22 protein-coding genes and 1 riboswitch are annotated in these 23,367 nt (G+C 65.8%); of the genes, 12 read left to right on the top strand and 10 right to left on the bottom strand.

Annotation, left to right across the window (positions count from 1 at the left end):
- Nucleotides 1-137: 137 nt before the first annotated feature.
- The 4 genes from V0R59_RS23790 to V0R59_RS23805 form a co-directional block, all read right to left on the bottom strand.
- Nucleotides 138-542, bottom strand: coding sequence for an META domain-containing protein (locus V0R59_RS23790; protein ID WP_330075258.1), 405 nt, complete (start codon nt 540-542; stop codon nt 138-140).
- Nucleotides 539-976 carry a hypothetical protein gene (locus V0R59_RS23795; protein WP_330075259.1) on the bottom strand — a complete coding sequence of 146 codons (438 nt, stop codon included), beginning with the start codon at nt 974-976 and terminating at the stop codon, nt 539-541. The genes V0R59_RS23790 and V0R59_RS23795 overlap by 4 nt, the downstream gene beginning before the upstream one ends.
- A 30-nt stretch (nt 977-1,006) precedes the next feature.
- Complete coding sequence (locus V0R59_RS23800) at nt 1,007-1,996, bottom strand: 2-hydroxyacid dehydrogenase (protein WP_330075260.1); 990 nt, start codon at nt 1,994-1,996, stop codon at nt 1,007-1,009.
- A 69-nt stretch (nt 1,997-2,065) separates the two neighbouring features.
- A complete protein-coding gene (locus tag V0R59_RS23805) occupies nt 2,066-4,819 on the bottom strand; it encodes a response regulator (RefSeq protein WP_330075261.1) in 2,754 nt (917 codons plus the stop codon).
- Nucleotides 4,820-4,990: 171 nt separating this feature from the next.
- On the opposite strand from V0R59_RS23805, the gene V0R59_RS23810 reads away from it, so the two are divergent.
- The 7 genes from V0R59_RS23810 to V0R59_RS23840 all read left to right on the top strand — a co-directional run bounded on the left by V0R59_RS23810 (nt 4,991) and on the right by V0R59_RS23840 (nt 13,240).
- Nucleotides 4,991-5,707, top strand: a complete 717-nt coding sequence (locus V0R59_RS23810; protein ID WP_330075262.1) for a response regulator transcription factor — start codon at nt 4,991-4,993, stop codon at nt 5,705-5,707.
- 43 nt (nt 5,708-5,750) lie between these two features.
- The gene (locus tag V0R59_RS23815) at nt 5,751-7,070 is read left to right on the top strand and encodes a sensor histidine kinase (protein ID WP_330075337.1); all 1,320 of its coding nucleotides are present in this window, start codon (nt 5,751-5,753) and stop codon (nt 7,068-7,070) included.
- 94 nt (nt 7,071-7,164) lie between these two features.
- Nucleotides 7,165-8,067: a cysteine synthase CysM gene (cysM, locus tag V0R59_RS23820; RefSeq protein WP_330075338.1), complete on the top strand. Its 903-nt coding sequence runs from the start codon at nt 7,165-7,167 to the stop codon at nt 8,065-8,067.
- Nucleotides 8,067-9,425: a 23S rRNA (uracil(1939)-C(5))-methyltransferase RlmD gene (rlmD, locus tag V0R59_RS23825; RefSeq protein WP_330075263.1), complete on the top strand. Its 1,359-nt coding sequence runs from the start codon at nt 8,067-8,069 to the stop codon at nt 9,423-9,425. Before cysM ends, rlmD begins: the two co-directional genes overlap by 1 nt.
- Before the next feature lie 98 nt (nt 9,426-9,523).
- Nucleotides 9,524-11,764: a GTP diphosphokinase gene (gene relA / locus V0R59_RS23830; protein ID WP_330075264.1), complete on the top strand. Its 2,241-nt coding sequence runs from the start codon at nt 9,524-9,526 to the stop codon at nt 11,762-11,764.
- Nucleotides 11,765-11,842: 78 nt separating this feature from the next.
- Entirely contained in the window at nt 11,843-12,673 is an 831-nt protein-coding gene (mazG, locus tag V0R59_RS23835) for a nucleoside triphosphate pyrophosphohydrolase (RefSeq protein ID WP_330075265.1), read from the top strand.
- 27 nt (nt 12,674-12,700) lie between these two features.
- Entirely contained in the window at nt 12,701-13,240 is a 540-nt protein-coding gene (locus V0R59_RS23840; RefSeq protein WP_330075266.1) for a DUF2058 domain-containing protein, read from the top strand.
- A 49-nt stretch (nt 13,241-13,289) separates the two neighbouring features.
- On the opposite strand, the gene V0R59_RS23845 is transcribed toward V0R59_RS23840, so the two are convergent.
- The 4 genes from V0R59_RS23845 to purM form a co-directional block, all read right to left on the bottom strand.
- Nucleotides 13,290-13,472: a hypothetical protein gene (locus V0R59_RS23845; RefSeq protein ID WP_330075267.1), complete on the bottom strand. Its 183-nt coding sequence runs from the start codon at nt 13,470-13,472 to the stop codon at nt 13,290-13,292.
- Nucleotides 13,473-13,685: 213 nt separating this feature from the next.
- Nucleotides 13,686-14,399: a DUF3108 domain-containing protein gene (locus tag V0R59_RS23850; protein WP_330075268.1), complete on the bottom strand. Its 714-nt coding sequence runs from the start codon at nt 14,397-14,399 to the stop codon at nt 13,686-13,688.
- 8 nt (nt 14,400-14,407) lie between these two features.
- Nucleotides 14,408-15,061, bottom strand: coding sequence for a phosphoribosylglycinamide formyltransferase (gene purN / locus V0R59_RS23855; RefSeq protein WP_330075269.1), 654 nt, complete (start codon nt 15,059-15,061; stop codon nt 14,408-14,410).
- Nucleotides 15,061-16,119: a phosphoribosylformylglycinamidine cyclo-ligase gene (gene purM / locus V0R59_RS23860; RefSeq protein ID WP_330075270.1), complete on the bottom strand. Its 1,059-nt coding sequence runs from the start codon at nt 16,117-16,119 to the stop codon at nt 15,061-15,063. Before purM ends, purN begins: the two co-directional genes overlap by 1 nt.
- 320 nt (nt 16,120-16,439) lie before the next feature.
- Between purM and V0R59_RS23865 the strand changes: the two genes are divergently transcribed.
- The 5 genes from V0R59_RS23865 to V0R59_RS23885 all read left to right on the top strand — a co-directional run bounded on the left by V0R59_RS23865 (nt 16,440) and on the right by V0R59_RS23885 (nt 20,854).
- Nucleotides 16,440-17,486 (top strand): DUF2066 domain-containing protein, encoded by a 1,047-nt coding sequence (locus tag V0R59_RS23865; RefSeq protein WP_330075271.1) that lies wholly within the window; start codon nt 16,440-16,442, stop codon nt 17,484-17,486.
- Nucleotides 17,487-17,498: 12 nt separating this feature from the next.
- Complete coding sequence (locus V0R59_RS23870) at nt 17,499-18,572, top strand: AI-2E family transporter (RefSeq protein WP_330075272.1); 1,074 nt, start codon at nt 17,499-17,501, stop codon at nt 18,570-18,572.
- A 146-nt stretch (nt 18,573-18,718) separates the two neighbouring features.
- Nucleotides 18,719-19,423 carry a DnaA regulatory inactivator Hda gene (gene hda, locus V0R59_RS23875; protein ID WP_330075273.1) on the top strand — a complete coding sequence of 235 codons (705 nt, stop codon included), beginning with the start codon at nt 18,719-18,721 and terminating at the stop codon, nt 19,421-19,423.
- A 116-nt stretch (nt 19,424-19,539) separates the two neighbouring features.
- Nucleotides 19,540-20,181, top strand: coding sequence for a C40 family peptidase (locus V0R59_RS23880; RefSeq protein WP_330075274.1), 642 nt, complete (start codon nt 19,540-19,542; stop codon nt 20,179-20,181).
- A gap of 136 nt (nt 20,182-20,317) precedes the next feature.
- Nucleotides 20,318-20,854: a C40 family peptidase gene (locus V0R59_RS23885; protein ID WP_330075275.1), complete on the top strand. Its 537-nt coding sequence runs from the start codon at nt 20,318-20,320 to the stop codon at nt 20,852-20,854.
- 59 nt (nt 20,855-20,913) lie between these two features.
- On the opposite strand, the gene V0R59_RS23890 is transcribed toward V0R59_RS23885, so the two are convergent.
- Together V0R59_RS23890 and V0R59_RS23895 are read right to left on the bottom strand one after the other, a co-directional pair.
- Nucleotides 20,914-22,227, bottom strand: coding sequence for a PQQ-dependent sugar dehydrogenase (locus V0R59_RS23890; RefSeq protein WP_330075276.1), 1,314 nt, complete (start codon nt 22,225-22,227; stop codon nt 20,914-20,916).
- Nucleotides 22,228-22,361: 134 nt separating this feature from the next.
- Complete coding sequence (locus V0R59_RS23895; RefSeq protein WP_330075277.1) at nt 22,362-22,940, bottom strand: hypothetical protein; 579 nt, start codon at nt 22,938-22,940, stop codon at nt 22,362-22,364.
- Between the two features lie 143 nt (nt 22,941-23,083).
- Nucleotides 23,084-23,301: riboswitch (cobalamin riboswitch) on the top strand.
- The last annotated feature ends 66 nt before the right edge of the window (nt 23,302-23,367 follow it).

Genomic DNA, 23,367 nt, shown 5'->3' on the forward strand with positions numbered 1-23,367 from the left:
GGGGGGGCCAAACCCCCCCCCCCCCCGGGGCCGCCTGGGGGGTGGCCCCCCGGTGGGGGGGGGGCCCCCCCCGTTTAGCCCCTGGGGGGCCCCCCCCCCCCCCGGGGGGCCCCCCCCGCTCCCACAGGGCTGGAGTATCAGCCTTCCTCAGGCCAGAAGCGCAACGGCTTGCCTTCGGCCGGCCAGAAGCGGATCTGCTCGATCGGCGAGATGTCCCAGCGCTGCACCTTGGTCAGCGCCTGCAGGAAGCGCTTTTCCTGTTCCATCAGCGCCGGCGCGCAAAGCTTGCGGGTGCTGCCGATGGTGCCGAAGCTGAGCTGGTCGCCCGCCAGGCTGTACTGGGCAAACCAGTGGTTGCAGCCGGCATTGCCATAGGCCCGGCCATCCTCGGCCAGGGTCAGGGTGAGATGGCTGTAGTCCATCAGCGGACGTTCGCCGATCCACTCCAGCACGTAGCTGCGTTCCTTCTGCAGCTTTACCGGCTCGGCCGCGCAACCCGCCAGGGCCGCGAGCACCGCGCCGCTCAATACCAGCTTGTTCACTGCACCTGCTCCCGGCATTTCGGGCACAGGTGCTTGTCACCCTTGGTCACCCAGCCCAGTTCGGCAATGCGCGCTACGGCGGCCGGTTGCTGGGCCTTCTTGCCCAGCTTGGCGTCCACCGCGAACTCGAAGTCGAGTTCGGCTTCGCAGGCATTGCACTGCACTTGCCACTGGTGGATCGCCAGCTCGCCGAATACCGGGCCGGTGGCGACCGCGACCCACTGGCCGCGCGGGTTGATCAGGTGGCGGACGCTGTCGACGGTGAGGCGCATGGACAAGTCCTTGCTGCCCTTGAGGGTGACCAGCAGGACGTCGCCTTTCTGGATCGAGCCGCCGTTGCCGGTGACCTGGTAGCGGCCCGGCACCAGCGCACGGCATTCGATCAGGGTGTGTTGCGGGTTGAAGAGGGTGTAGCGGAAATCGTGTTCGACCATGGGGCCTCCAAATTTGCCGCGTATCCTACCTCATCCCTCCACCAGATTCTGCGGCTCACCGACCATCCATCGGGCAATGTTGTCCAGCGTCGTGCCGGCGATGGCGGCCAGCGCCTCGCGGGTCAGGAAGGCCTGGTGGGCGGTGACGATGACGTTGGGGAAGGTCAGCAGCCGCGCCAGCACGTCGTCCTGCAGGGGCTGGTCGGAGCGGTCCTCGAAGAAGATCTGTGCTTCCTCCTCGTACACGTCCAGCCCCAGGTAGCCGAGCTGGCCGCTCTTCAGCGCCTCGATCAGCGCCGGGGTGTCCACCAGCGCGCCGCGCCCGGTGTTGATCAGCATCGCCCCGGGTTGCAGGTCGCCCAGGCTCTGGATGTTGATCAGGTGGCGGGTCTGCGGGGTCAGCGGGCAGTGCAGGCTGATGATGTTGGACTGGCGCAGCAGTTGGTCCAGCGCCAGGTAGCGTGCGCCGAGGGCCAGCACCTCGGGGTTGGGACAGGGGTCGTAGGCCAGCAGCTGGCAGCCGAAGCCGGCCATGATGCGGGCGAAGGCCAGGCCGATCTGGCCGGTGCCGACAACGCCGACAGTCTTGCCGTGCAGGTCGAAGCCGGTCAGCCCGTGCAGGCTGAAATCGCCTTCGCGGGTGCGGTTGTAGGCGCGGTGCAGGCGCCGGTTGAGGGCGAGGATCAGCGCCACCGCATGTTCCGCCACGGCATGCGGCGAGTAGGCCGGCACCCGCACCACGGTCAGGCCCAGGCGTTTGGCGGCTGCCAGGTCGACATGGTTGTAGCCGGCCGAGCGCAGTGCGATCAGGCGCGTACCGGCGGCGGCCAGGCGCTCCAGCACCGGAGCCGAGAGGTCGTCGTTGATGAAGGCGCAGACCACTTCGTGGCCGGCGGCGAGGATCGCGGTGTCCTCGTTCAGGCGAGTGGGCAGGAAGTGCAGCTCCAGGCCGTCCACTACAGGGGCGGCGCTGAAGCTGTCCTGGTCATAGGACTGGCTGCTGAAGAACAAGGCGCGCATGGTCGGGCTCCCGAACGATCAAATGGCGCCTAGTGTAGCCACTCATGGCCAACCCGGCCTTGCCCCAGGTCAGGCGCTCTGGCGCGCAGCGTGGGTCAGGCGGTCGATGGCCCGTTCCAGGTCGTCGAGGGCCTGCTGGGCTTGCGGATCGTCCTGTTTCAGCAGGGTTTCGCTGCGCTGGCAGGCCGCGCGCAATTGCGGCACGCCGCAGTAGCGGGTGGCACCGTTGAGACGGTGCACGCGCTCGATGGTCGCGGCGCGGTCGCCGGTGTCGCGGGCCGCGCGGATCGCATGGCGGTCCGACTCCAGCGAGGCCAGCAGCATCGCCAGCATGTCCGCGGCCAGGTCCGGCTTGCCGGCGGCCAGGCGCAGGCCTTCCTCCGGATCCAGCACCTTCAGCTCGCTACCGCTGTGATGGCTGCTGGCGGCGCGGTCGTCACGGGTGACGGTGACCGGCAGGCCGGTCCATTTCTGCATCACCTGGGCCAGTTGCCGGTCGCTGATCGGCTTGGTCAGGTAGTCGTCCATGCCGCTGTGCAGCAGGGCGCGCTTCTCGTTGGCCATGGCGTGGGCGGTCAGGGCCACGATGGGCAGGGCCTGGCCGCCCTGGCCGGCTTCCCAGCGGCGGATCTGCTCGGTGCATTCGCGACCGTCCATGCCCGGCATCTGCACGTCCATCAGCACCAGGTCGAAGCTGTCCTGCTGCACCGCCTTGATCGCCGCCTTGCCGCTGTCCACCGCCAGCACCTCGGCGCCGAGGTCTTCCAGTAGCGTCTGTACCAGCAGCAGGTTGGCCGGGTTGTCGTCGACGCACAGTACTTTCGGCAGGCGCTGGCCGGGGGCCGGCTTGAACTCGGTGGGGCTGCGGCGTGGCTGGACCAGCTCCAGCAGCGCCCGGCGCAGCTTGCGCGTGCACGCCGGCTTGGCATAGAGCTGGCCGTGGGCGTTGGGCAGGTAGGGGTGATAGAGGGTCTGCTCGGTGGTCGGGCACAGTACCAGGGCCAGGCAGGAGAAATGCTCCAGGCGCTGGATCAGCTGGCCGAGGCGGTCCGGCGGCAGGTCGTGCAGGTTGACGCCGAGCACCGCCAGTTCGAAGGGTTGCCCGGCCAGGTGCGCGGCCTCGACGGCGGTCAGCAACTGTTCCGGCGAATTGAAGGTACTCACCTCCAGGCCGCAATCCTCCAGTTGATGTTCCAGCGCCTGGCGTGCCAGGTCGTGGTTGTCGGTGATCGCCGTGCGCCGCCCGTGCAGGGCCGGCAACGGCTGGTCCTCGGTGGTGTCGCGGGCCTTGGGCAGGCTCAGGCTGATCCAGAACTGCGAACCCTCGCCCGGCGTGCTGTCGACGCCGATCTCGCCGCCCATCTGCTCGATCAGGCGCTTGGAGATCACCAGGCCCAGGCCGGTGCCGCCGGGCTGGCGCGACAGCGAGTTGTCGGCCTGGCTGAAGGCCTGGAACAGCGCCCGGACATCCTGTGCCGAAAGGCCGATGCCGGTGTCCTGGATGCAGATGCGCAGTTGCACCGAGTCCTCGCGCTCGTCTTCGAGCATGGCGCGGGCGACGATGGTGCCCTCGCGGGTGAACTTGATCGCGTTGCTCACCAGGTTGGTGAGGATCTGCTTGAGCCGCAGCGGGTCGCCGATCAGCGACAGCGGGGTGTCGCGGTACACCAGGCTGACCAGTTCGAGCTGCTTGGCGTGCGCCGCCGGCGCGAGGATGGTCAGGGTGTCCTGGATCAGGTCGCGCAAGTTGAACGGGATGCTCTCCAGCACCAGCTTGCCGGCCTCGATCTTGGAGAAGTCGAGGATCTCGTTGATGATCCCCAGCAGGCTGTCGGCGGACTTCTCGATAGTGCCGAGGTAATCGTGCTGGCGCGGGGTCAGTTCGCTTTTCTGCAGCAGATGGGTGAAACCGAGGATGCCATTGAGCGGCGTGCGGATTTCGTGGCTCATGTTGGCGAGGAACTCGGACTTGATCCGGCTCGCCTCGATGGCTTCCTTGCGCGCCATGTCCAGCTCGATGTTCTGGATCTCGATGGTTTCCAGGTTCTGCCGCACGTCCTCGGTAGCCTGGTCGATGCTGTGCTGCAGTTCTTCGTGGGCGCTGTGCAGGGTTTCGGCCATGCGGTTGATGCCGGCCGCCAGTTCGTCCAGCTCGTAGCTGCCCATGGTCGGCAGGCGTTCTTCGAGGTTGCCGTCCTTGAGCTGGCTCACCGCGTGCTTGATCTGCCCGATCGGGCCATTGATCGCCCGGCTCATGCGCAGGGCCAGGAGGGTGGTGGCCATCAGGCCGATGAGGATCAGCAGCAGGCTGGCGAACAGGCTGCGGTAACCGCGCAGCAGGGTGCCGCCGTGGGAAATCTCGATCTCCACCCAGCCCAGCAGGCGCTCGGCTTCCTGGGGCACGGGGTCGTCGGTGAGGTCGCGGTGATGGCCGAACACCGGCAGCAGATAGCGCGTGGCGTCGTTGCCGGAGCGCTGCAGCAGTTGGGTGCCGCCACCGGCGGGCGGCATGTTGAGCATGCTCGGGCCGGCATGGGCCAGGCTGCCGCGGTCGGGGGCGAGGAAGGACACCGAGCGCACGTCGTCCTGTTCCAGGGTCTGCGCGGCGATGCGCTCCAGCTGCGCACGGTCCTTGCGCGCCAGGGGCGAGCCGGCCAGCGGTGCCAGGCTCTCGGCGATCATCTGCCCGCGTTGCAGCAACTGGCTCTGCAGCTCGTTCTGCTGCAGCCAGGTGAAATAGCCACCGAGCACCAGGGCCATGGCTGCGGCGGGCACCACGGCGAGCAGGAGCACGCGGGTCCTGATTCCAAAACGATTCAGCACGCCCGGTCTCCTGTGTCTGCGCGGCGCTGGATGGGCAGCACGCTACCGCGACTGTCGCTGTATTGCACTCATTTGTCTCCGTTGCGGGGTCGGCCCTTGTACGCCTGTGCGGTTGCCTGGGGGAGGGTAATGCTCAATAATCGCGCAATTGAGAATTGCTAGCAGCCGCCAATGAATCCCGCAGTGATCCGCAATCCCAACATCCTCGCCATCGAAGACGACCCGGTGCTCGGTGCTTATCTGCACGAGCAACTGGAGCGTAGTGGGTTTCTCGTGACCTGGTGCCGCAACGGTCGCGAAGGCCTGGACCAGGCGCGCCAGCAGCACTTCGACGTGGTGCTGATGGACATCCTGCTGCCGGGCATGACCGGCCTCGATGCCCTGGTGCAATTGCGCGAGCGCAGCGGCACGCCGGTGATCATGATGTCGGCGCTGGGGGCCGAGGCGGACCGCATCACCGGCTTCGAGCGCGGCGCCGACGACTATTTGCCCAAGCCGTTCAGCATGGCCGAGCTGCGGGTGCGCATCGAGGCGATCCTGCGCCGGGTCGACCTGGAGCGCCGCTATTCGCCGGCTACCAAGGCACCGGGCAGCGAGCTGCGTTTCGACGACGAGGCCAGCGATGTCTGTCACGGCGGCCAGTGGGCCGGCCTGACTCCCAGCGAATACCGCCTGCTCGACACCCTGCAGCGCAGCAACGACGAGGTGCTGAGCAAGCCCTTCCTTTACCAGCACGTGCTCCAGCGCGGCTACTCGCGCCACGACCGCAGCCTGGACATGCATGTCAGCCAGATCCGCCGCAAGCTCAAGGCCATCGGCTACCTGGAGCGCCAGGTCCGCACTGTGTGGGGCCAGGGCTATGTCCTGAGCGCCGGCGAGGAGCAGTGAGTTGCCCAATCGTCACTCGCTGTTCTGGAAACTGGCGATCCTCATGGTGGGCTTCTGCCTGCTGCTGATCGGCCTGAGCCTGTCCTGGGGCCGTCACATGGAAGTGCGCAACGCCTATCTCGGGCAACAGGCACGGGACCTGCTCAAGGGCTATGCCGCCGAGGCCGAGCACGCTCTTGAAAGCGGCGGCAGTGCGGGCATCGATCTGTGGCTGACCGGCATGCGCGATCGCGAAAGCGGCTTCATCAGCGTGATCGGCCCCGACCTGCAGCCCCTCGGCAGCCTGCCGCTGAGCGATGCCGAGCTGGTGCACCTGACCAACCTGCGCAGCGTCGATCGCCCGATCAGTCGCCATTCCAGCACCATGCCCTGGATGCGCGTGCCATTTCCCGACGATTCCTCCCTCGGCAGCCTGGTGATCGAGTTGCCGCAACGGCTGGTGCCCGACCGCTGGAACCTGCTGTTCTGGCGCATGGTCACCAACGGCCTGATTCCCGGCCTGTTGACCCTGCTGTTCTGCGTCGGCCTGTACCGCATGCTGATCCGCCCGCTGCACCAGTTGCGCGACCAGGCCAACGCCTGGCGCGCCGAGCGCCTGACCGCCCGGGTGGCCAGCACCACCACCAGCCGCCAGGACGAGTTTGGCGAACTGGGCCGCGCCTTCGACGACATGGCCGAGCGCCTGCAAGGCACGGTGGCCCTGCAGCAGCAACTGCTGCGTGACTTGTCCCATGAGCTGCGCACGCCGCTGAGCCGCCTGCAGGTGGCCAGCGACAGCGAGCAGGACCCGGGTTGCCTGCGCGAGCGCCTCAGCCGCGAAGTGGAATGCATGCAGCGTCTGGTGGAAGATGCCCTGCAACTGGCCTGGCTGGATGCCGAGCGGGCGCCGCTGCCCTGCGAGCCGATCCAGGTCGTGGCGCTGTGGGAAATGCTCTGCGAGGACGCCTGTTTCGAAAGCGGCTGGCCGCGGGCGCAGTTGCACTGCGAGCTGGACGGCGACTGCTGGGTCCAGGGCAACCTCAACAGCCTGGCGCAGGCTCTGGAAAACATCCTGCGCAATGCCATCCGCCACTCCCCGGCCAACGGCAGCATCCGTCTTGGCGGTGAGCGCCAGGGCGAGCACTGGCAGCTCTGGCTGGAAGACGAGGGCGGCGGGGTGGACGAAGCGGAGCTGGAGCGGATCTTCGCCGCCTTCACCCGTCTCGACGGCTCGCGTCCCGGCGACGGTGGTTTCGGCCTGGGGCTGAGCATCGCCCGCAACGCCGTGCAGCGCCAGGGCGGGCGCCTCTGGGCGCAGAACAACGGGCGTGGCCTGCGCCAGAATTTCCGACTGCTGGCAGCACCCTCGGCCACCGAGTTATAGCAATCCGCTATAAGCCCCGCATATTGCGTGATATGGAGCGCGACGGTTTGCCGGTATGATAGGCGGCCCCGTGAGTCTGGATTGCGAACACGCCATGACCGTGCAGTACCCCACCATCGCCGATTGCGTCGGCAACACTCCCCTGGTCCGCCTGCAACGCATGGCCGGCGACACCAGCAATACCCTCCTGGTGAAACTTGAAGGCAACAACCCGGCGGGTTCGGTCAAGGACCGTCCGGCGCTGTCGATGATCACCCGCGCCGAACTGCGTGGGCAGATCAAGCCGGGTGACACGCTGATCGAGGCTACCTCCGGCAATACCGGGATCGCCCTGGCGATGGCGGCGGCGATCAAGGGCTACAAGATGATCCTGATCATGCCGGACAACTCCAGCGCCGAACGCAAGGCGGCGATGACCGCCTATGGCGCCGAGCTGATCCTGGTCAGCAAGGAAGAAGGCATGGAGGGCGCCCGCGACCTCGCCGAGCGTCTGCGCGACGAAGGCCGTGGCCTGGTCCTCGACCAGTTCGGCAACGGCGACAACCCCGAGGCCCACTACGTCAGTACCGGCCCGGAGATCTGGCGCCAGACCGGCGGCACCATCACCCATTTCGTCAGTTCCATGGGCACCACCGGCACCATCATGGGCTGCTCGCGCTACCTCAAGGAGCAGAACCCGGCGATCCAGATCGTCGGCCTGCAGCCGATGGAAGGCTCGGCCATTCCCGGCATCCGCCGCTGGCCCCACGAATACCTGCCGTCGATCTTCCAGGCCGAACGCGTCGATCGCGTGGTCGACATGGCCCAGAGCGAAGCCGAGGAGACCACCCGTCGCCTGGCCCGCGAAGAAGGCATCTTCTGCGGCGTGTCCTCCGGCGGTGCGGTGGCGGCCATGCTGCGCCTGTCCCGCGAAGTGGAGAACGCGACCATGGTGGCGATCATCTGCGACCGCGGCGACCGCTACCTGTCGACCGGCATTTTCGACGCGGATCGCTGATGTCCAAAAGCAAACGTAACGGCGGCCTGCGCTTCCAGCCGGCCGGCGGCAGCCGCGCGCCACAGGTTCCGGTGGGCAAGAAGCAGCGCCTGGCGATCGAACGCCTGGCGGGTGATGGCCGTGGCATTGCCTTCGTCGAGGGGCGCACCTGGTTCGTTAGTGGCGCCCTGGCCGGCGAAGAGGTCGAGGCGCGGGTGCTCAACGCCCATGGCAAGGTGGTCGAGGCGCGTCTGGAGCGTGTCTTCAGCGCCAGCCCGGAGCGGCGCGAAGCACCCTGCCGGCATTTCGAGCGCTGCGGCGGCTGCAACCTGCAACACCTCCCGCATGCCGACCAGCTGGAACTCAAGCAGCGCCTGCTCGCCGAGCAGTTGCAGCGGGTCGCCGGGGTCGCCCCCGAGCAATGGGCGCCGCCGCTCAGCGGGCCGGAATTCGGCTACCGCCGGCGCGCCCGGGTCGCGGTGCGCTGGGACCAGAAGGCGAAGAAGCTGGACGTGGGCTTCCGCGCCGAAGCCACCCAGGACATCGTCGCCATCGACGACTGCCCGGTGCTGGTACAGCCCTTGCAGTCGGTGATGCGTCATCTGCCGCTGTTGCTGCAGAGCCTGGCCAAGCCGCAGTTGATCGGGCATGTCGAGCTGTTCAGCGGCACCGCCCTGGCCATGCTGGTGCGCCACACCGGCGCGCTGGGCGAGGCGGACATGGCCAGGTTGCAGGCGTTCTGCGCTGAAGCCGGGGTGCAACTCTGGCTGCAAGGCGAGGGCGCACCGGCGCCGGCCGAGCCGGGCCGGGAACTGGGCTTCGCCCTGGAACCGTGGAACCTGACCCTGGCTTATCGCCCGGGGGATTTCGTCCAGGTCAACGCCGGGGTCAATACCGCGATGATCGAGCAGGCCCTCGACTGGCTCGCGCCACAGGCGGACGAACGGGTCCTGGACCTGTTCTGCGGCCTGGGCAACTTCGCCTTGCCGCTGGCCCAGCGCTCCGCCGAGGTGGTGGCCGTGGAAGGCGTGCAGGCGATGGTGGAACGGGCGGCGGCCAATGCCCGTAGCAATAATTTGAATAATGTTCGCTGTTTTCAGGCGGATTTATCCCAACCCTTGAGTGCGTCCGGTTGGGCGGCGGAAGGGTTTTCTGCGGTACTCTTGGACCCACCGCGAGACGGTGCCTACGAGGTCGTCAGAAAAATCGCAGCACTAGGTGCCAAGCGGCTGGTCTACGTGTCGTGCAATCCGGCGACCCTGGCCCGCGATACGCTTGAATTGATCAAGCAGGGTTACCGGTTAAAAAGGGCCGGGATCCTCGACATGTTCCCGCAGACAGCACATGTCGAGGCCATGGCGTTATTCGAGGTGGGCTAGCGTTGCTGGCCGCCCGGTGTCGCGCTCTTGATATGGCGAGGGCGACACCCGAGTTTTCAAGCGCATCGCGCATGCGCCGTAGGGAAAGGTAAACAAAGATGGTACAGGTGAGAGTGCACCAGCCGGTCAACACCGACGGCAGTATCAATCTCGAAGCATGGCTGGATCATGTGTGCAGCGTCGATGCGGCGCTGAACCGGGAAGCCCTCAAGGTGGCCTGCGAGTTCGCCCAGGCCATCGAGAAGCAGGGCAACCAGGACAAGCACTCGTGGGCCGACGGTACCTCGAGTTTCCAGGCTGGCCTGGAAATCGCCGAGATCCTCGCCGACCTCAAGCTCGACCAGGACTCGCTGGTCGCGGCGATCATCTACCGCGCGGTACGCGAGGGCAAGGTCACCCTGGCCGAGGTCGCCCAGCGTTTCGGCCCGGTGGTCTCCAAGCTGATCGACGGCGTGCTGCGCATGGCCGCCATCAGCGCCAGCATGAATCCGCGCCAGTCGCTGGTGCTGGGCTCCCAGACCCAGGTCGAGAACCTGCGCAAGATGCTCGTGGCCATGGTCGACGACGTCCGCGTCGCCCTGATCAAGCTGGCCGAGCGCACCTGCGCGATCCGTGCGGTGAAGGGCGCCGACGACGAGAAGCGCCACCGGGTCGCCCGCGAGGTCTTCGACATCTACGCGCCGCTGGCACACCGCCTGGGCATCGGTCACATCAAGTGGGAGCTGGAAGACCTGTCCTTCCGCTACCTGGAACCCGACCAGTACAAGCAGATCGCCAAGCTCCTGCATGAGCGCCGGCTGGACCGCGAGCGCTTCATCAACGACGTCATGGCGCAGTTGCAGAACGAACTGCTGGCCACTGGCGTGAAGGCCGATATCAGCGGCCGGGCGAAACACATCTATTCCATCTGGCGCAAGATGCAGCGCAAGGGCCTGGAATTCAGCCAGATCTACGACGTGCGCGCGGTGCGCGTGCTGGTTCCGGAAATGCGCGACTGCTACACCGCGCTGGGTATCGTCCACACCCTGTGGCGGCACATTCCCAAGGAGTTCGACGACTACATCGCCAACCCCAAGGAAAATGGCTACCGCTCGCTGCACACCGCGGTGATCGGCCCCGAGGGCAAGGTCCTGGAGGTGCAGATCCGCACCCACGCCATGCACGAGGAAGCCGAGCTCGGCGTCTGCGCGCACTGGCGCTACAAGGGCACCGACGTCAAGTCCGGCTCCAACCACTACGAAGAGAAGATCTCCTGGCTGCGCCAGGTGCTGGAATGGCACGAGGAGCTGGGCGACATCGGCGGCCTGGCCGAGCAGTTGCGGGTCGATATCGAGCCGGACCGGGTCTACGTGTTCACCCCCGACGGCCATGCCATCGACCTGCCCAAGGGCGCCACGCCGCTGGACTTCGCCTACCGCGTGCACACCGAGATCGGCCACAACTGCCGCGGCGCCAAGATCAACGGGCGCATCGTGCCGCTCAACTACAGCCTGCAGACCGGTGAGCAGGTCGAGATCATCACCAGCAAGCATGGCAACCCGAGCCGTGACTGGCTGAACTCCAACCTCGGCTACGTCACCACCTCGCGGGCGCGGGCGAAGATCGTCCACTGGTTCAAGCTGCAGGCCCGCGACCAGAACGTCGCCGCCGGCAAGACCCTTCTGGAGCGCGAGCTGAACCGCCTCGGCCTGCCCCAGGTGGACTTCGAGCGCCTGGCGGAAAAAGCCAACCTGCGCACCGCCGAGGACATGTTCGCCTCCCTCGGCGCCGGCGACCTGCGCCTGGCCCATCTGGTCAACGCCGCGCAGCAACTGGTGGAGCCGGAGCGGATCGAGGAAATCGACCTCATCACGCGCAAGGCCACGGGCTTCAAGCCGGGCAAGCGCGGCGACATCCAGATCCAGGGCGTGGGCAACCTGTTGACGCAGATGGCCGGCTGCTGCCAGCCGCTGCCCGGCGACGCAATCGTTGGCTACATCACCCAGGGGCGTGGCGTGACCATCCACCGCCAGGACTGCGCCTCGGTGCTGCAACTGGCCGGGCGCGAGCCGGAGCGGATCATCCAGGTCAGCTGGGGCCCGGTGCCGGTACAGACCTATCCGGTGGACATCATGGTCCGTGCCTACGACCGCCCGGGCTTGCTGCGTGACGTCTCCCAGGTCCTGCTCAACGAGCGGATCAACGTGCTGGCGGTGAACACTCGCTCGAACAAGGAAGACAACACCGCGCTGATGTCGCTGACCATCGAGATCCCTGGCCTGGACGCCCTCGGGCGCCTGCTCGGGCGCATCTCGCAGTTGCCCAACATCATCGAGACCCGGCGCAACCGCACGCCATGAGCGAGGCCGGCCCGTCGTCACCAGTGGTGGCGGCGGGTCTATCCTGCAACGAACGACGGCCTCTGACGAGAACCCCCGATGTACACCCTGGACGACCTGCTGCACCTCATGGCCCGTCTGCGCGACCCGCAGTACGGCTGCCCCTGGGACCTCAAACAGACCTACGCCACCATCGTCCCGCATACCCTCGAAGAAGCCTACGAGGTGGCCGATGCCATCGAACGTGGCGACTTCGAGCACCTGCAGGGCGAGCTCGGCGACCTGCTGTTCCAGGTGGTCTACTACAGCCAGCTGGCGCTGGAAGAAGGCCGCTTCGAATTTTCCGGGGTGATCGACAGCATCACCCGCAAGCTGATCCGCCGTCACCCGCATGTGTTCCCCACCGGCGAGCTCTATGCGCCGCTGGACACTCCGCGCCTCGACGAAGAACAGGTCAAGCATCGCTGGGAAGAGATCAAGGCCGAGGAACGCGCCGAGAAAAGCACGCCCGAGCAGCTGTCGTTGCTCGACGACGTGCCGGCGGCGCTGCCGGCCCTGTCCCGCGCAGCCAAGCTGCAGAAGCGCGTGGCCCAGGTCGGTTTCGACTGGCCGGGCCCGCTGCCGGTGCTGGACAAGGTCCGCGAAGAGCTGGACGAAGTGCTGGAGGCCATGGCCGACAACGACGCCGCGGCGCTGGCCGACGAGGTCGGCGACCTGCTGTTCGCCACGGTCAACCTGGCCCGGCACCTGAAGATCGACCCGGAGAACGCCCTGCGCGCCGGCAACGCCAAGTTCGAGCGACGTTTCCGTTTTATCGAGCAGGCATTGCGCGACAACGGGCGTCCGATCGAAGATTGCACCCTCGAAGACTTGGACGCGCTCTGGGGCGAAGCCAAGCGTCAGGAAAAGAACCTGCCCAGCTGCGGCTGAGCGTGATGCATAAGTGAGTGAACATCGATGAGCCTTTCCCTTCGCGACCAATTGCTCAAAGCCGGCCTGGTCAACCAGAAGCAGGTCAAGCAGGTCAACAAAGACCAGAAGAAACAGAAGCGCCTGGAGCAAAAAGGCCAGGTCGAGGTCGACGACAGCCAGCAGCGCCTGGCCAAGGAAGCCATGGCCGAGAAGGCCGCGCGCGACCAGGAACTGAACCGCCAGCAGCAGGAAAAGGCCGAGCAGAAGGCCCGTGCCGCGCAGATCAAGCAGTTGATCGAAGTGTCGCGCCTGCCCAAGCTGAGCACCGAGGACTACTACAACTTCGTCGACGACAAGAAGGTCAAGCGCATCTCGGTCAACGCCCTGATGCGCAGCAAGCTGAGCAGCGGCTCGCTGGCCATCGTCGCCCATGGCGGTGGTTACGAGATCATCCCGCGTGAAGCCGCGGTGAAGATCCAGGAACGCGATCCCAAGCGCATCCTGCTGCTCAACACCCAGGTGGAAGAGCCGGATGCCGACGACCCGTACGCCGCCTACGTCATTCCTGACGACCTGATGTGGTAAGAAACGACAAACCCCGCCTCGGCGGGGTTTGTGCTTTCAGGGCCTGGGCTCAGGACTTGGCCTGGCGGGTCTCCCAGACTTCCAGTTCCATGCGGTAGGTGTTGGCTTCGTGTTCAGTGTGGAACATGCCGACCAGTTGGCCCTGCTGGTGCACATCCCAGATGCGCACTCCAGCGGCGACACCTTCGTGGGACAGTTTCGATTCGTCGCGCTCAGTTACTTTGACAGTCATGTGCAAACTCCAAATCCGGTTAACTGCGGCACTCTGTCGCAGGCCTCTTTTATAGAATTTGTTAGCTGGCTAAGTAAATTAAAACCGCGATGAAAGATCTTTCATGCTTGATCAGGAGGGCCTCATCGCTGGCTTGCCAGCGATGAGGCCCTCACAGGCAAAAGAAAACCCCGCACTTGGCGGGGTTTCCGAATATCACGAACAACGAGTCGGTCAGTTGCCCTTGACCGACCTGCCATCCACCGTGCCGTCCTGCAGGACGATCACGTATTCCTTGCCATCGGTCTCGACCTGGCGCAGTTGCACCAGCAGGTAGTCCCAGTCCTTGGCGAACCACAGCTCGGTGATGCGCTTGCTCTGGCTCGGGTCGCGCACGCGCTCGACCTTGATCGCGTCGATCTGGCCCGCCTTGGTGGCGACCTTCTCGGTACCCAGCACGCGGAAGTCATAGGTGTCGATCTCGTCGCCATCGACCACCTGGTAGCTCACGCTCTTCTTGCCCGCGGCCACGTCATGCTGCAGGGCCAGCTGGTAGGACGACTTGTCCAGCACGCCACGGTTCAGCGGCAGTTTCACCGCATCGCCACGGTCTTCACCGGTGATGACCTTCTGCGTCCAGTCGAAGACCAGTTCGACCTTCTTCGCCTTGCCCAGGCCGCCACGTTCGAAGTTGTACTTCTGCGGCAGCAGGGTGTCCTTGTCCAGGCTCAGGGTGCTTTTCTCGGTGAGGCTGGCGAGCATCATCGAGGCTTTGAAGTTCAGGTCCCAGGTGCCGTTGGCATTCTTGACCAGGCTGCGCTCGGCGGTGCCGCCGGCAACCGGCAGTTGCTTCCAGTCGGCGGTGTAGCTGGCCGAGAACGGTTTCAGGTCGGCTGCCTGGAGCGGCAGCGCGAGCACGGCAAGAGCGAGAAGCAGGGCGCGACGCATAAAATCTCCTAGGGTCGAATCAAGTGGCCGCTGGCCGGGAGGGGCTGGCCATCCAGTAGAGCACCGTGCTCGTCCAGGCGCAAACGGCCTTCGGCGAACCAGCGCACCGCCAGCGGGTAGATCTGGTGTTCCTGGCCGTGAACCCTCTGCGCCAGGCTTTCCGGCGTGTCATCCGCGGCCACCGGAATGATTGCCTGTACGACCAGCGGCCCGCCATCGAGTTCCTCGGTGACGAAATGCACGCTGCAGCCATGCTCGCGGTCGCCGGCTTCCAGCGCCCGCTGATGGGTGTGCAGGCCCTTGTATTTGGGCAGCAGGGACGGGTGGATATTCAGCAGGCGGCCTTCGTAGTGGCGGACGAAGCCGCCGCTGAGAATGCGCATGAAGCCGGCCAGTACCACCAGGTGCGGCGAGAAGGCGTCGATCTGCTCGACCAGCGCCTTGTCGAAGGCTTCGCGACCGTCGAAGGCCTTGTGGTCGAGCACGGCGGTGTCGATGCCGGCGTCACGGGCGCGCTGCAGCCCGTAGGCGTCGGCGCGGTTGGAAATCACGGCGCGGATCCGTACCGGGGAATCCCCGGCACGGGCGCTGTCGATCAGGGCTTGCAGGTTGCTGCCGGAACCCGACAGCAACACCACCACATCGCACTTCGCTGTGGGCATCAGTGCGCCTTGACGTTCTTCAGCTCGACCTGGGCGGCGCCTTCGGCGGCAACGCCGATCTGGCCGATGACCCATGGCTGCTCACCGGCTGCGCGCAGGGTGTCCAGGGCCACTTCGACCTGGTCCTGGGCGACGCAGATGACCATGCCGACGCCGCAGTTCAGGACGCGGTGCATTTCGTGCTCGTCGACGTTGCCTTGTTCCTGCAGCCAGTTGAAGACGGCCGGACGCTCCCAGCTCGCCACGTCGACGATCGCCTGGGCGCCTTTTGGCAGTACGCGCGGGATGTTGTCCAGCAAGCCGCCGCCGGTGATGTGGGCCATGGCCTTGACCGCGCCGGTGTCCTTGATCAGCTTGAGCAGCGGCTTGACGTAGATGCGGGTCGGGGCCATCAGCAGTTCGGTCAGCGGCTTGCCGTCCAGTTGCACCTGCTCGATGTCGGCGCCGGACACTTCGATGATCTTGCGGATCAGCGAGTAGCCGTTGGAGTGCGGGCCGGAGGACGGCAGGGCGATCAGCGCGTCGCCGGTGGCAACCTTCGAGCCGTCGATGATCTCGGCCTTCTCGACCACGCCGACGCAGAAGCCGGCCAGGTCGTAGTCCTCGCCTTCGTACATGCCCGGCATTTCCGCGGTTTCACCACCGACCAGCGAGCAACCGGCCAGTTCGCAACCGGCGCCGATGCCGGTGACCACGGTGGCGGCCACGTCCACGTTGAGCTTGCCGGTGGCGTAGTAGTCGAGGAAGAACAGCGGCTCGGCGCCGCAGACCACCAGGTCGTTGACGCACATGGCGACCAGGTCCTGGCCGATGGAGTCGTGCTTGTTCAGGTTCAGGGCCAGGCGCAGCTTGGTGCCGACGCCGTCGGTGCCCGAGACCAGGACCGGCTGCTTGTAACCGGCCGGGATTTCACACAGGGCGCCAAAACCGCCCAGGCCGCCCATGACTTCCGGGCGCGCGGTGCGCTTGGCCACGCCTTTGATGCGTTCGACCAGTGCTTCGCCGGCGTCGATGTCTACACCGGCGTCCTTGTAGCTCAGGGAGGGTTGCTTGCTCATGTGATCCAGGCCTTTAGGAGGGAGGGATTCGGGGGAATCGACCGTGACCTGCCAGGCTGCGGGAAGAATGGATCCGCCTGCCCGACCGTCAGCGGTCTGCGAAGGCGCGCGATTTTATCAGGGTTGCCCGGCAGCGGCCATCCTCAGGCCGACGGGCAGGGCCTCAATCCAAGGAAAAAACGCGAATCGCGGTGCGCGGGTGGTTGCCTCGTCACGGCCTGTATAAGGTATAGGAGGTGAAACAGCGCCCCCTGAGTGAATTTTGCGCTGTGGCGGGAGTCTTGGCTTTCGCTTCTTTCTTATCTGGACAGGAATCCTCCATGCGTTTGCGTTCATATCTGTTGGGTTGCTGCGTTGCCTTGTTCGCCATGGCGGCCCAGGCCGAAACCGTTTCCGGGTTGTACCAGGTCCGCGAACCGGTGGCCGGGCAGGACGCCGAAGCCAAGGCCCAGGCGACCCAGGGTGCGCTGGACACCCTGGTCCTGCGCCTCACCGGCGATCCCAAGGCGCCGCAGAACCCGGGGCTTGCCGAGCTGCGCAAGGATCCGCAGCAGATCATCAGCCAGTTCGGTTTCGAGGCGGGCCCTCCGGAAACCCTGCTGGTGGAGTTCGATCCGGGCAGTACCGAGCGCGCCCTGCGCAAGGCCGGCCTGGCCCTGTGGGGCAGCAACCGCCCGGCGATCCTCGGCTGGTGGTTGAACGACAGCACCGAAGGTTCGAGCCTGGTCGGCGATGGCCAGGCCAGCGCCGACGTGCTGCGCCGCGCCGCGCAGCATCGTGGCCTGCCGCTGCGCCTGCCACTGGGCGACCTAGAAGAGCAACTTGTGGCCACCGCGAAGAATCTCGAAGGTACCGACCCGGCACCGTTGCAGGCCGCCTCCGGGCGCTATGCCGCCGACGCCCTGCTGGCGGTGCACGCCAGTGAAGCCGATGGCAAGTGGAACGGCACCTGGCGCCTGTGGCTGGGCGACCAGCGCGAGCAGGGCAAGGTCGAGGGCGCCGACCAGGCTGCCCTCGCCGACGCGGTGATGCTTGCGGTGAGCCAGCGACTGGCGCCGCGCTTCGTGGTCAAGCCCGGGGCGAGCGGTGAACAGCTGTTCCAGGTACAGGGCATGAACCTGGAGCGCTACGCCGAGCTGGGCCGGGTCCTGGAGCCCTTTGCCGGACGGATTACCGAAGTGCAGGGCGATGTGATGACCTGGAAGGCCACCGGCAGCGCCGATCAACTGCGTGCCCAACTGGGCCTGGCGAAACTGCAGGAACTGCCGGCCGAGACCGCGCCGCCGGCACCGGTTGCCCCGCCTGCCGAGGGTGTGGCAGCCGCGCCGGCCCCCGCGTCGTTCACCGGCCTGCGGTTCCGCTGGTAAGGAGCCATGGCGATGATCGATACGCGCCGCTGGATCGCCTTGGGTGCGGTCCTGTTGCTGGGAGTGCTCCTTTATTTGCTCCACGGCATCCTCTCGCCGTTCCTGGTTGGCATTCTCCTGGCCTACCTGGCCGATCCGCTGGTGGATCGCCTGGAGCGCTGGGGCCTGTCGCGCACTGCCGGTGTGGCGGTGGTGTTCGCCTTGTTCAGCCTGATCCTGCTGGCCATGTTGCTGGTGTTGATCCCGATGCTGGCCAAACAGCTGGTGCGCCTGTACGAGCTGGCGCCGCAGATGCTCGACTGGCTGCAGCATGTGGCCTTGCCCTGGGCCCAGGCGAAGCTGGGCCTGGCCGACGGTTTCTGGAAGTTCGACAAGGTCAAGGCCGCCATCGGCGAGCACATGGGCCAGACCACCGATATCGTCGGCGTGGTCCTGTCCCAGGTCACCGCCTCGGGGCTGGCGCTGGTGGGCTGGCTGGCCAACCTGGTGCTGATCCCGGTGGTGGGCTTCTACCTGCTGCGCGACTGGGACCTGATGATGGCCAAGCTGCGCAGCCTCCTGCCGCGCCAGCGCGAGCCGCAGGTGGTGGAACTGGCGGGGGAGTGCCATGAGGTGCTCGGTGCCTTCGTGCGTGGCCAGTTGCTGGTGATGCTGGCGCTGGGTGTGATCTACGCGAGCGGGCTGATGCTGGTGGGGCTCGAACTGGGCCTGCTGATCGGCCTGCTGGCGGGGTTGGCGGCCATCGTGCCGTACATGGGCTTCATCATCGGTATTGGTGCGGCGATGATCGCCGGGCTGTTCCAGTTCGGTGGCGACCTCTACCCGCTGCTGGGTATCGCCGCGGTGTTCATGGTCGGCCAGGCGCTCGAAGGCATGGTCCTGACGCCGCTGCTGGTGGGCGACCGCATCGGCCTGCACCCGGTGGCGGTGATCTTCGCCATCCTTGCCGGTGGCGAGCTGTTCGGCTTTACCGGGGTCTTGCTGGCCTTGCCGGCGGCAGCGGTGATCATGGTGCTGCTGCGGCATGCCCACGACTTCTATAAAAGGTCGGATATGTACGGCGAAGAAATCGATCCTGAGTTATAGATAGTGGCAATGGGCTTTCACCGTGCCCTGAAGGCCGGTGCAAGCCTTTGATTTTCTTCGCTCATTGTGCGGCCGCCGCCACGGGTATAGACTTTGCAAACTTTTACCAAGGGCCCTTTGCGGTTCCTCGCAACCGCCCAGCCAGCATGAAACCGATCCAGTTGCCCCTGGGTGTGCGTCTGCGCGATGACGCCACCTTCATCAACTACTATCCGGGTGCCAACGCCGCCGCATTGGGCTACGTCGAGCGACTCTGCGAAGCCGACGCCGGCTGGACCGAAAGCCTCATCTACCTGTGGGGCAAGCAGGGTGTCGGGCGTACCCACCTGCTGCAGGCCGCCTGCCTGCGTTTCGAGCAACTGGGCGAACCCGCCGTGTACCTGCCCCTGGCGCAACTGCTCGACCGTGGCGTCGAACTGCTGGATCACCTCGAACAGTACGAACTGGTGTGCCTCGACGACCTCCATGTCATCGCCGGCAAGCCGGAGTGGGAAGAGGCCATGTTCCACCTGTTCAACCGCCTGCGCGACAGCGGCCGGCGCCTGCTGCTCGCCGCCTCCGCCTCGCCGCGGGAACTGCCGATCAAGCTGGCGGACCTCAAGTCGCGCCTGACCATGGCCCTGATCTTCCAGATGCGCGCGCTGACCGACGAAGACAAGCTGCGTGCCCTGCAACTGCGTGCCTCGCGTCGTGGCCTGCACATGACCGACGAAGTCGGGCACTTCATCCTCACCCGCGGCACCCGCAGCATGAGCGCGCTGTTCGACCTGCTGGAGCGCCTCGACCAGGCCTCGCTGCAGGAAAAACGCAAGCTCACGATCCCGTTCCTGAAGGAAACTTTGGGCTGGTAAACCCCGTCCTTGACCTGCGGCACATAAAAGTCACATTTTTTTCGATTGAATTTGCAAATCGAATCGATAGAAGGCATAGTCGCGGCTTCATCAAACTCCAAGACACGGTCGTGCCCATGCTGAATCGCTTCGCACCCCTCGTGCCCCTCGCACTCGTGACGCTGCTGTTCGGCTGCGCGGCCCAAGGCCCGGTCCAGCAACAGCAGGATCACTACTCCGTTTCCGCCAAGACCGCTCACAAATCCTCCACCGTCGCCGATGCCTCGGTCTTCGAGGAAGAGCTGGCCACCGAGCAGGATCTGGAAGCCTTCTCCAGCAGCAAGTCCTATGAACTGCCAGCCCTGGCCGACAGCATCCTCGAACGTGGCATGGCGCTGATCGGTACCCGTTACCGCTTCGGTGGCACCTCCGAGCAGTCCGGCTTCGATTGCAGCGGTTTCATCGGCTACCTGTTCCGCGAGGAAGCCGGCATGAACCTGCCGCGCTCCACCCGCGAAATGATCAACGTGGATGCCCCGCTGGTATCGCGCAACAACCTCAAGCCGGGTGATCTGCTGTTCTTCAGCACCAACGGCCGCGGTCGCGTCAGCCACGCCGGCATCTACCTTGGCGACAACCAGTTCATCCACTCCAGCAGCCGCCGCAGCGGTGGTGTGCGCATCGACAGCCTGGGCGATCGCTACTGGAGCAAGACCTTCATCGAAGCCAAGCGCGCGCTGGCGATGGCTCCGGCACCGACCCAACTTTCGCGCAACTAAGCGTCAACGGGCGGTGTCACAACACGGCGACGAGCTGAAAAGCTAGTCGCCGTGCGTGTTTACAGAAAACGTCTAATCTTGATTCTCACCAATTTTCCGGCCTGAAGCCGGGCCCTTTCAGACAGGATGTTCTGAGATGTCGATGATGGCGCGCCTAGCGGTATTGTCCCTGGCAGCACTGCTCGGTGCCTGCTCCAGCCACGCCCCGACCCCGCCCCCGGTGGTCCAGCCGGCGTACGTTCCCACGCCACTGACCTACTCGCCAGCCGCTGACGACGTGCTTTTCCGCGCCTTGGGCCTGGTGGGCACGCCGTATCGCTGGGGTGGCAACACCCCGGATTCGGGATTCGATTGCAGTGGCCTGATCGGCTATGTCTATCGTGACGCCGCAGGCATCGCGCTGCCGCGTTCGACCCGTGAGCTGATCGTCATGCGCGCCCCGGATGTGGGCCGTGATGCCCTGCAATCGGGGGACCTGGTGTTCTTTGCGACGAACGGCAGCGGGCAGGTGAACCATGCCGGGATCTACGTCGGCGAAGGGCGCTTCGTGCATGCGCCGTCCACTGGCGGGACGGTGCGCCTGGATTACCTGTCGAACAACTACTGGCAGCGTTCGTACCTCAATGCCAAGCGGGTGCTGAAGGCACCGGAGCATCTGGCGCACAACCCGTAGCCTTGTGCCCTGGCCGATGGCCTCATCGCCGGCAATGCCCGCGTTGAGGCCGGCACAGGCTAGCGCGCCTTGCTCACCCGCCAGACCACATTCCCCACGTCATCCGCCACCAGCACGCCCCCACGCTGGTCGGTGACGACCCCTACCGGCCGCCCCATCGCCTTGCCGTCGTCGTTCAGGAAGCCCGTCAGCAGGTCGATTGGCTTGCCCGCCGGCTTGCCGTCCGTGCTGAAGGGCACGAACAGCACCTTGTAGCCGCTGTGCGGCTTGCGGTTCCACGAGCCATGCTGGCCGATCAGCGCACCCTGGTCGAACGGCGGCGGCAGTGTCCCGTCGGCGAAAGCCAGGCCCAGCGAAGCCGTGTGCGGGCCCACCGCGTAGTCCGGCACCAGCGCCTCGGCCACCAGGTTCGGGTTGCCGGGCTGGACCCGCACGTCGACATGCTGGCCGTAGTAGCTGTACGGCCAGCCATAGAACCCGCCGTCACGTACCGAGGTGATGTAGTCCGGCACCAGGTCGCTGCCGATCTCGTCACGCTCGTTCACGGCCGTCCATAGCTGCCCGCTGCGCGGCTCCCAGGCCAGGCCATTGGGATTGCGCAGGCCGGAGGCGAACACCCGGTGCTGGCCCGTCGCCGGATCGACTTCCCAGATCGCCGCGCGCTCCGTCTCCTTGTCCATGCCGTTCTCGGCAACGTTGCTGTTGGAGCCGACGGTGACATACAGCTTCTTGCCATCGCGGCTGGCAATCACGTTCTTGGTCCAGTGGTGGTTGAGCGGGCCACCCGGAAGATCGGTGACCGCTTCACCGGGCCCGTCCAGCGAGGTCGCACCGTCCTGGTACTTGAAGCGCAGCAGGCGGTCGGTGTCGGCGACGTACAGATCGTTGCCGACCAGGGCCATGCCGAACGGCGAATTCAGATCCTTGAGGAACACCGTGCGGGTTTCCGCCACGCCGTCCCTGTCGGCATCCCGCAGGAGAGTGATGCGGTTGGCGCTGGGCACCCCGGCGCCGGCCTTGGCCATGACCTTGTTCATAACCCAGCCGCGGATGCCCTTGCCGTCCTCGGGTTTCTCCGGGGCATTGGTTTCCGCCACCAGTACATCGCCGTTGGGTAGCACATGGAGCCAGCGCGGATGGTCCAGTCCGCTGGCGAAGGCCACTACCTGCGTGCCCTGGGCGGTGACGGGTTTGGTGCCTTCCGGCCAGCCCACGGCCGGAGCGATGTTCACCGTGGGGATCAGGGTCTTGTTCGGTTCCGGCAGTTGCGGCGACGGGCCGCTGCCATCGGTGACCTGCAGGCGGGCGGATTCGCCGCAGGCGGTCAGGCCGGCGGCGATGGCCAGCAGGACTGCAAGGCGCAGTGAGGACATGCTCGACTCCTTCGCGTAACGGGGGTGTTACAGGTCAGAGGCGGGGCGGAGGCGGGAGGTTCAGTCGAGTGTTCAGGAATGAGGGCGGCCATCCTGGCCAATCGCCGGGATGGCCGGCGATTGGTTTCAGGGGATCAGACCTGCTTCAGCAGCAGCGCCACTCCGGGATAGTACTGCCCGAACTCGTCATGCAACTTGCGATACCCGTACGGAAAACACCAGGCGATGGCGCAGGCGTTGTGCTTCTGCAGGTCATCCACCATGTCCTGCAGTTCTTCCGGGCTGGCATGCTTTTCCAGCTTGACCGGGCTGACGAACAGCGCGGCGAGCTTCAGCTGGCTCGCATAGGCAATGCCCTTGGCCACCGCCCCGGCTTCCTGCAAGGCGCTGCTGAGGTCCAGGCGGCCCACCTTGGGCCAGCGCTGCTCGGCATGCAGGTAGGCCGATTCGTCACGGCTGGCGATCAGCAGATCGCACTGCGCCCCACGTTCGCCTTCATCGCGCTGTTTCTTGCTCTGGTAGCCTTGCAAGGTCACCAGTTCGGCCTGCCAGATGGCTGCGGAGAGGGTGCCGAGGTTGGCCTGGACGCCTTGCCAGTAAGGACCTTCGCCATCGCCCAGGACCTGGTTGAAGCGCTCGATGGACTCCCCCCAGCGTTCCAGTGCCGGACGCAGGAATTCGAGTCGGGGATTGTTGAGAATCAGGCCTTGCATGCTGCTCTCCTTTCGTAGTTTTTGTACGAGTACAGCGGAAAACCATGGCGATTTGATATCACTGTGGCACAGCCTGCGGATAGTGCCATTGGTCCGGCCTGTGACGGGCGTCTCCAATTGACGCTCAGTGCCCAACCCTCTAACCTTCGCGACTTGTTTCAGGTGCTCTGTGACCTTGCGGTCGACAGGGTGAAACAGGGAAGCCGGTGGGCACGCGCGACGTGCGATCCCGGCGCTGCCCCCGCAACGGTAGATGAGGCAAGACCGCGCAAGGCCACTGGGTTTCCGACCCGGGAAGGCGCCCGGTCGGGATCGCGATCCACTCATGAGCCCGGAGACCGGCCTGCAAACAGTCAACGGCATCACGGAGGGTGATGCGCGGTTTGCCGGGCCCCGTCGCCCGCCGCCTGCGCCTGTCCCGCCGTGC

Origin of the sequence: Pseudomonas ulcerans (genome assembly GCF_036324125.1) — a bacterium.
In the GTDB taxonomy this organism is placed as follows: Bacteria; Pseudomonadota; Gammaproteobacteria; order Pseudomonadales; family Pseudomonadaceae; genus Aquipseudomonas; species Aquipseudomonas ulcerans.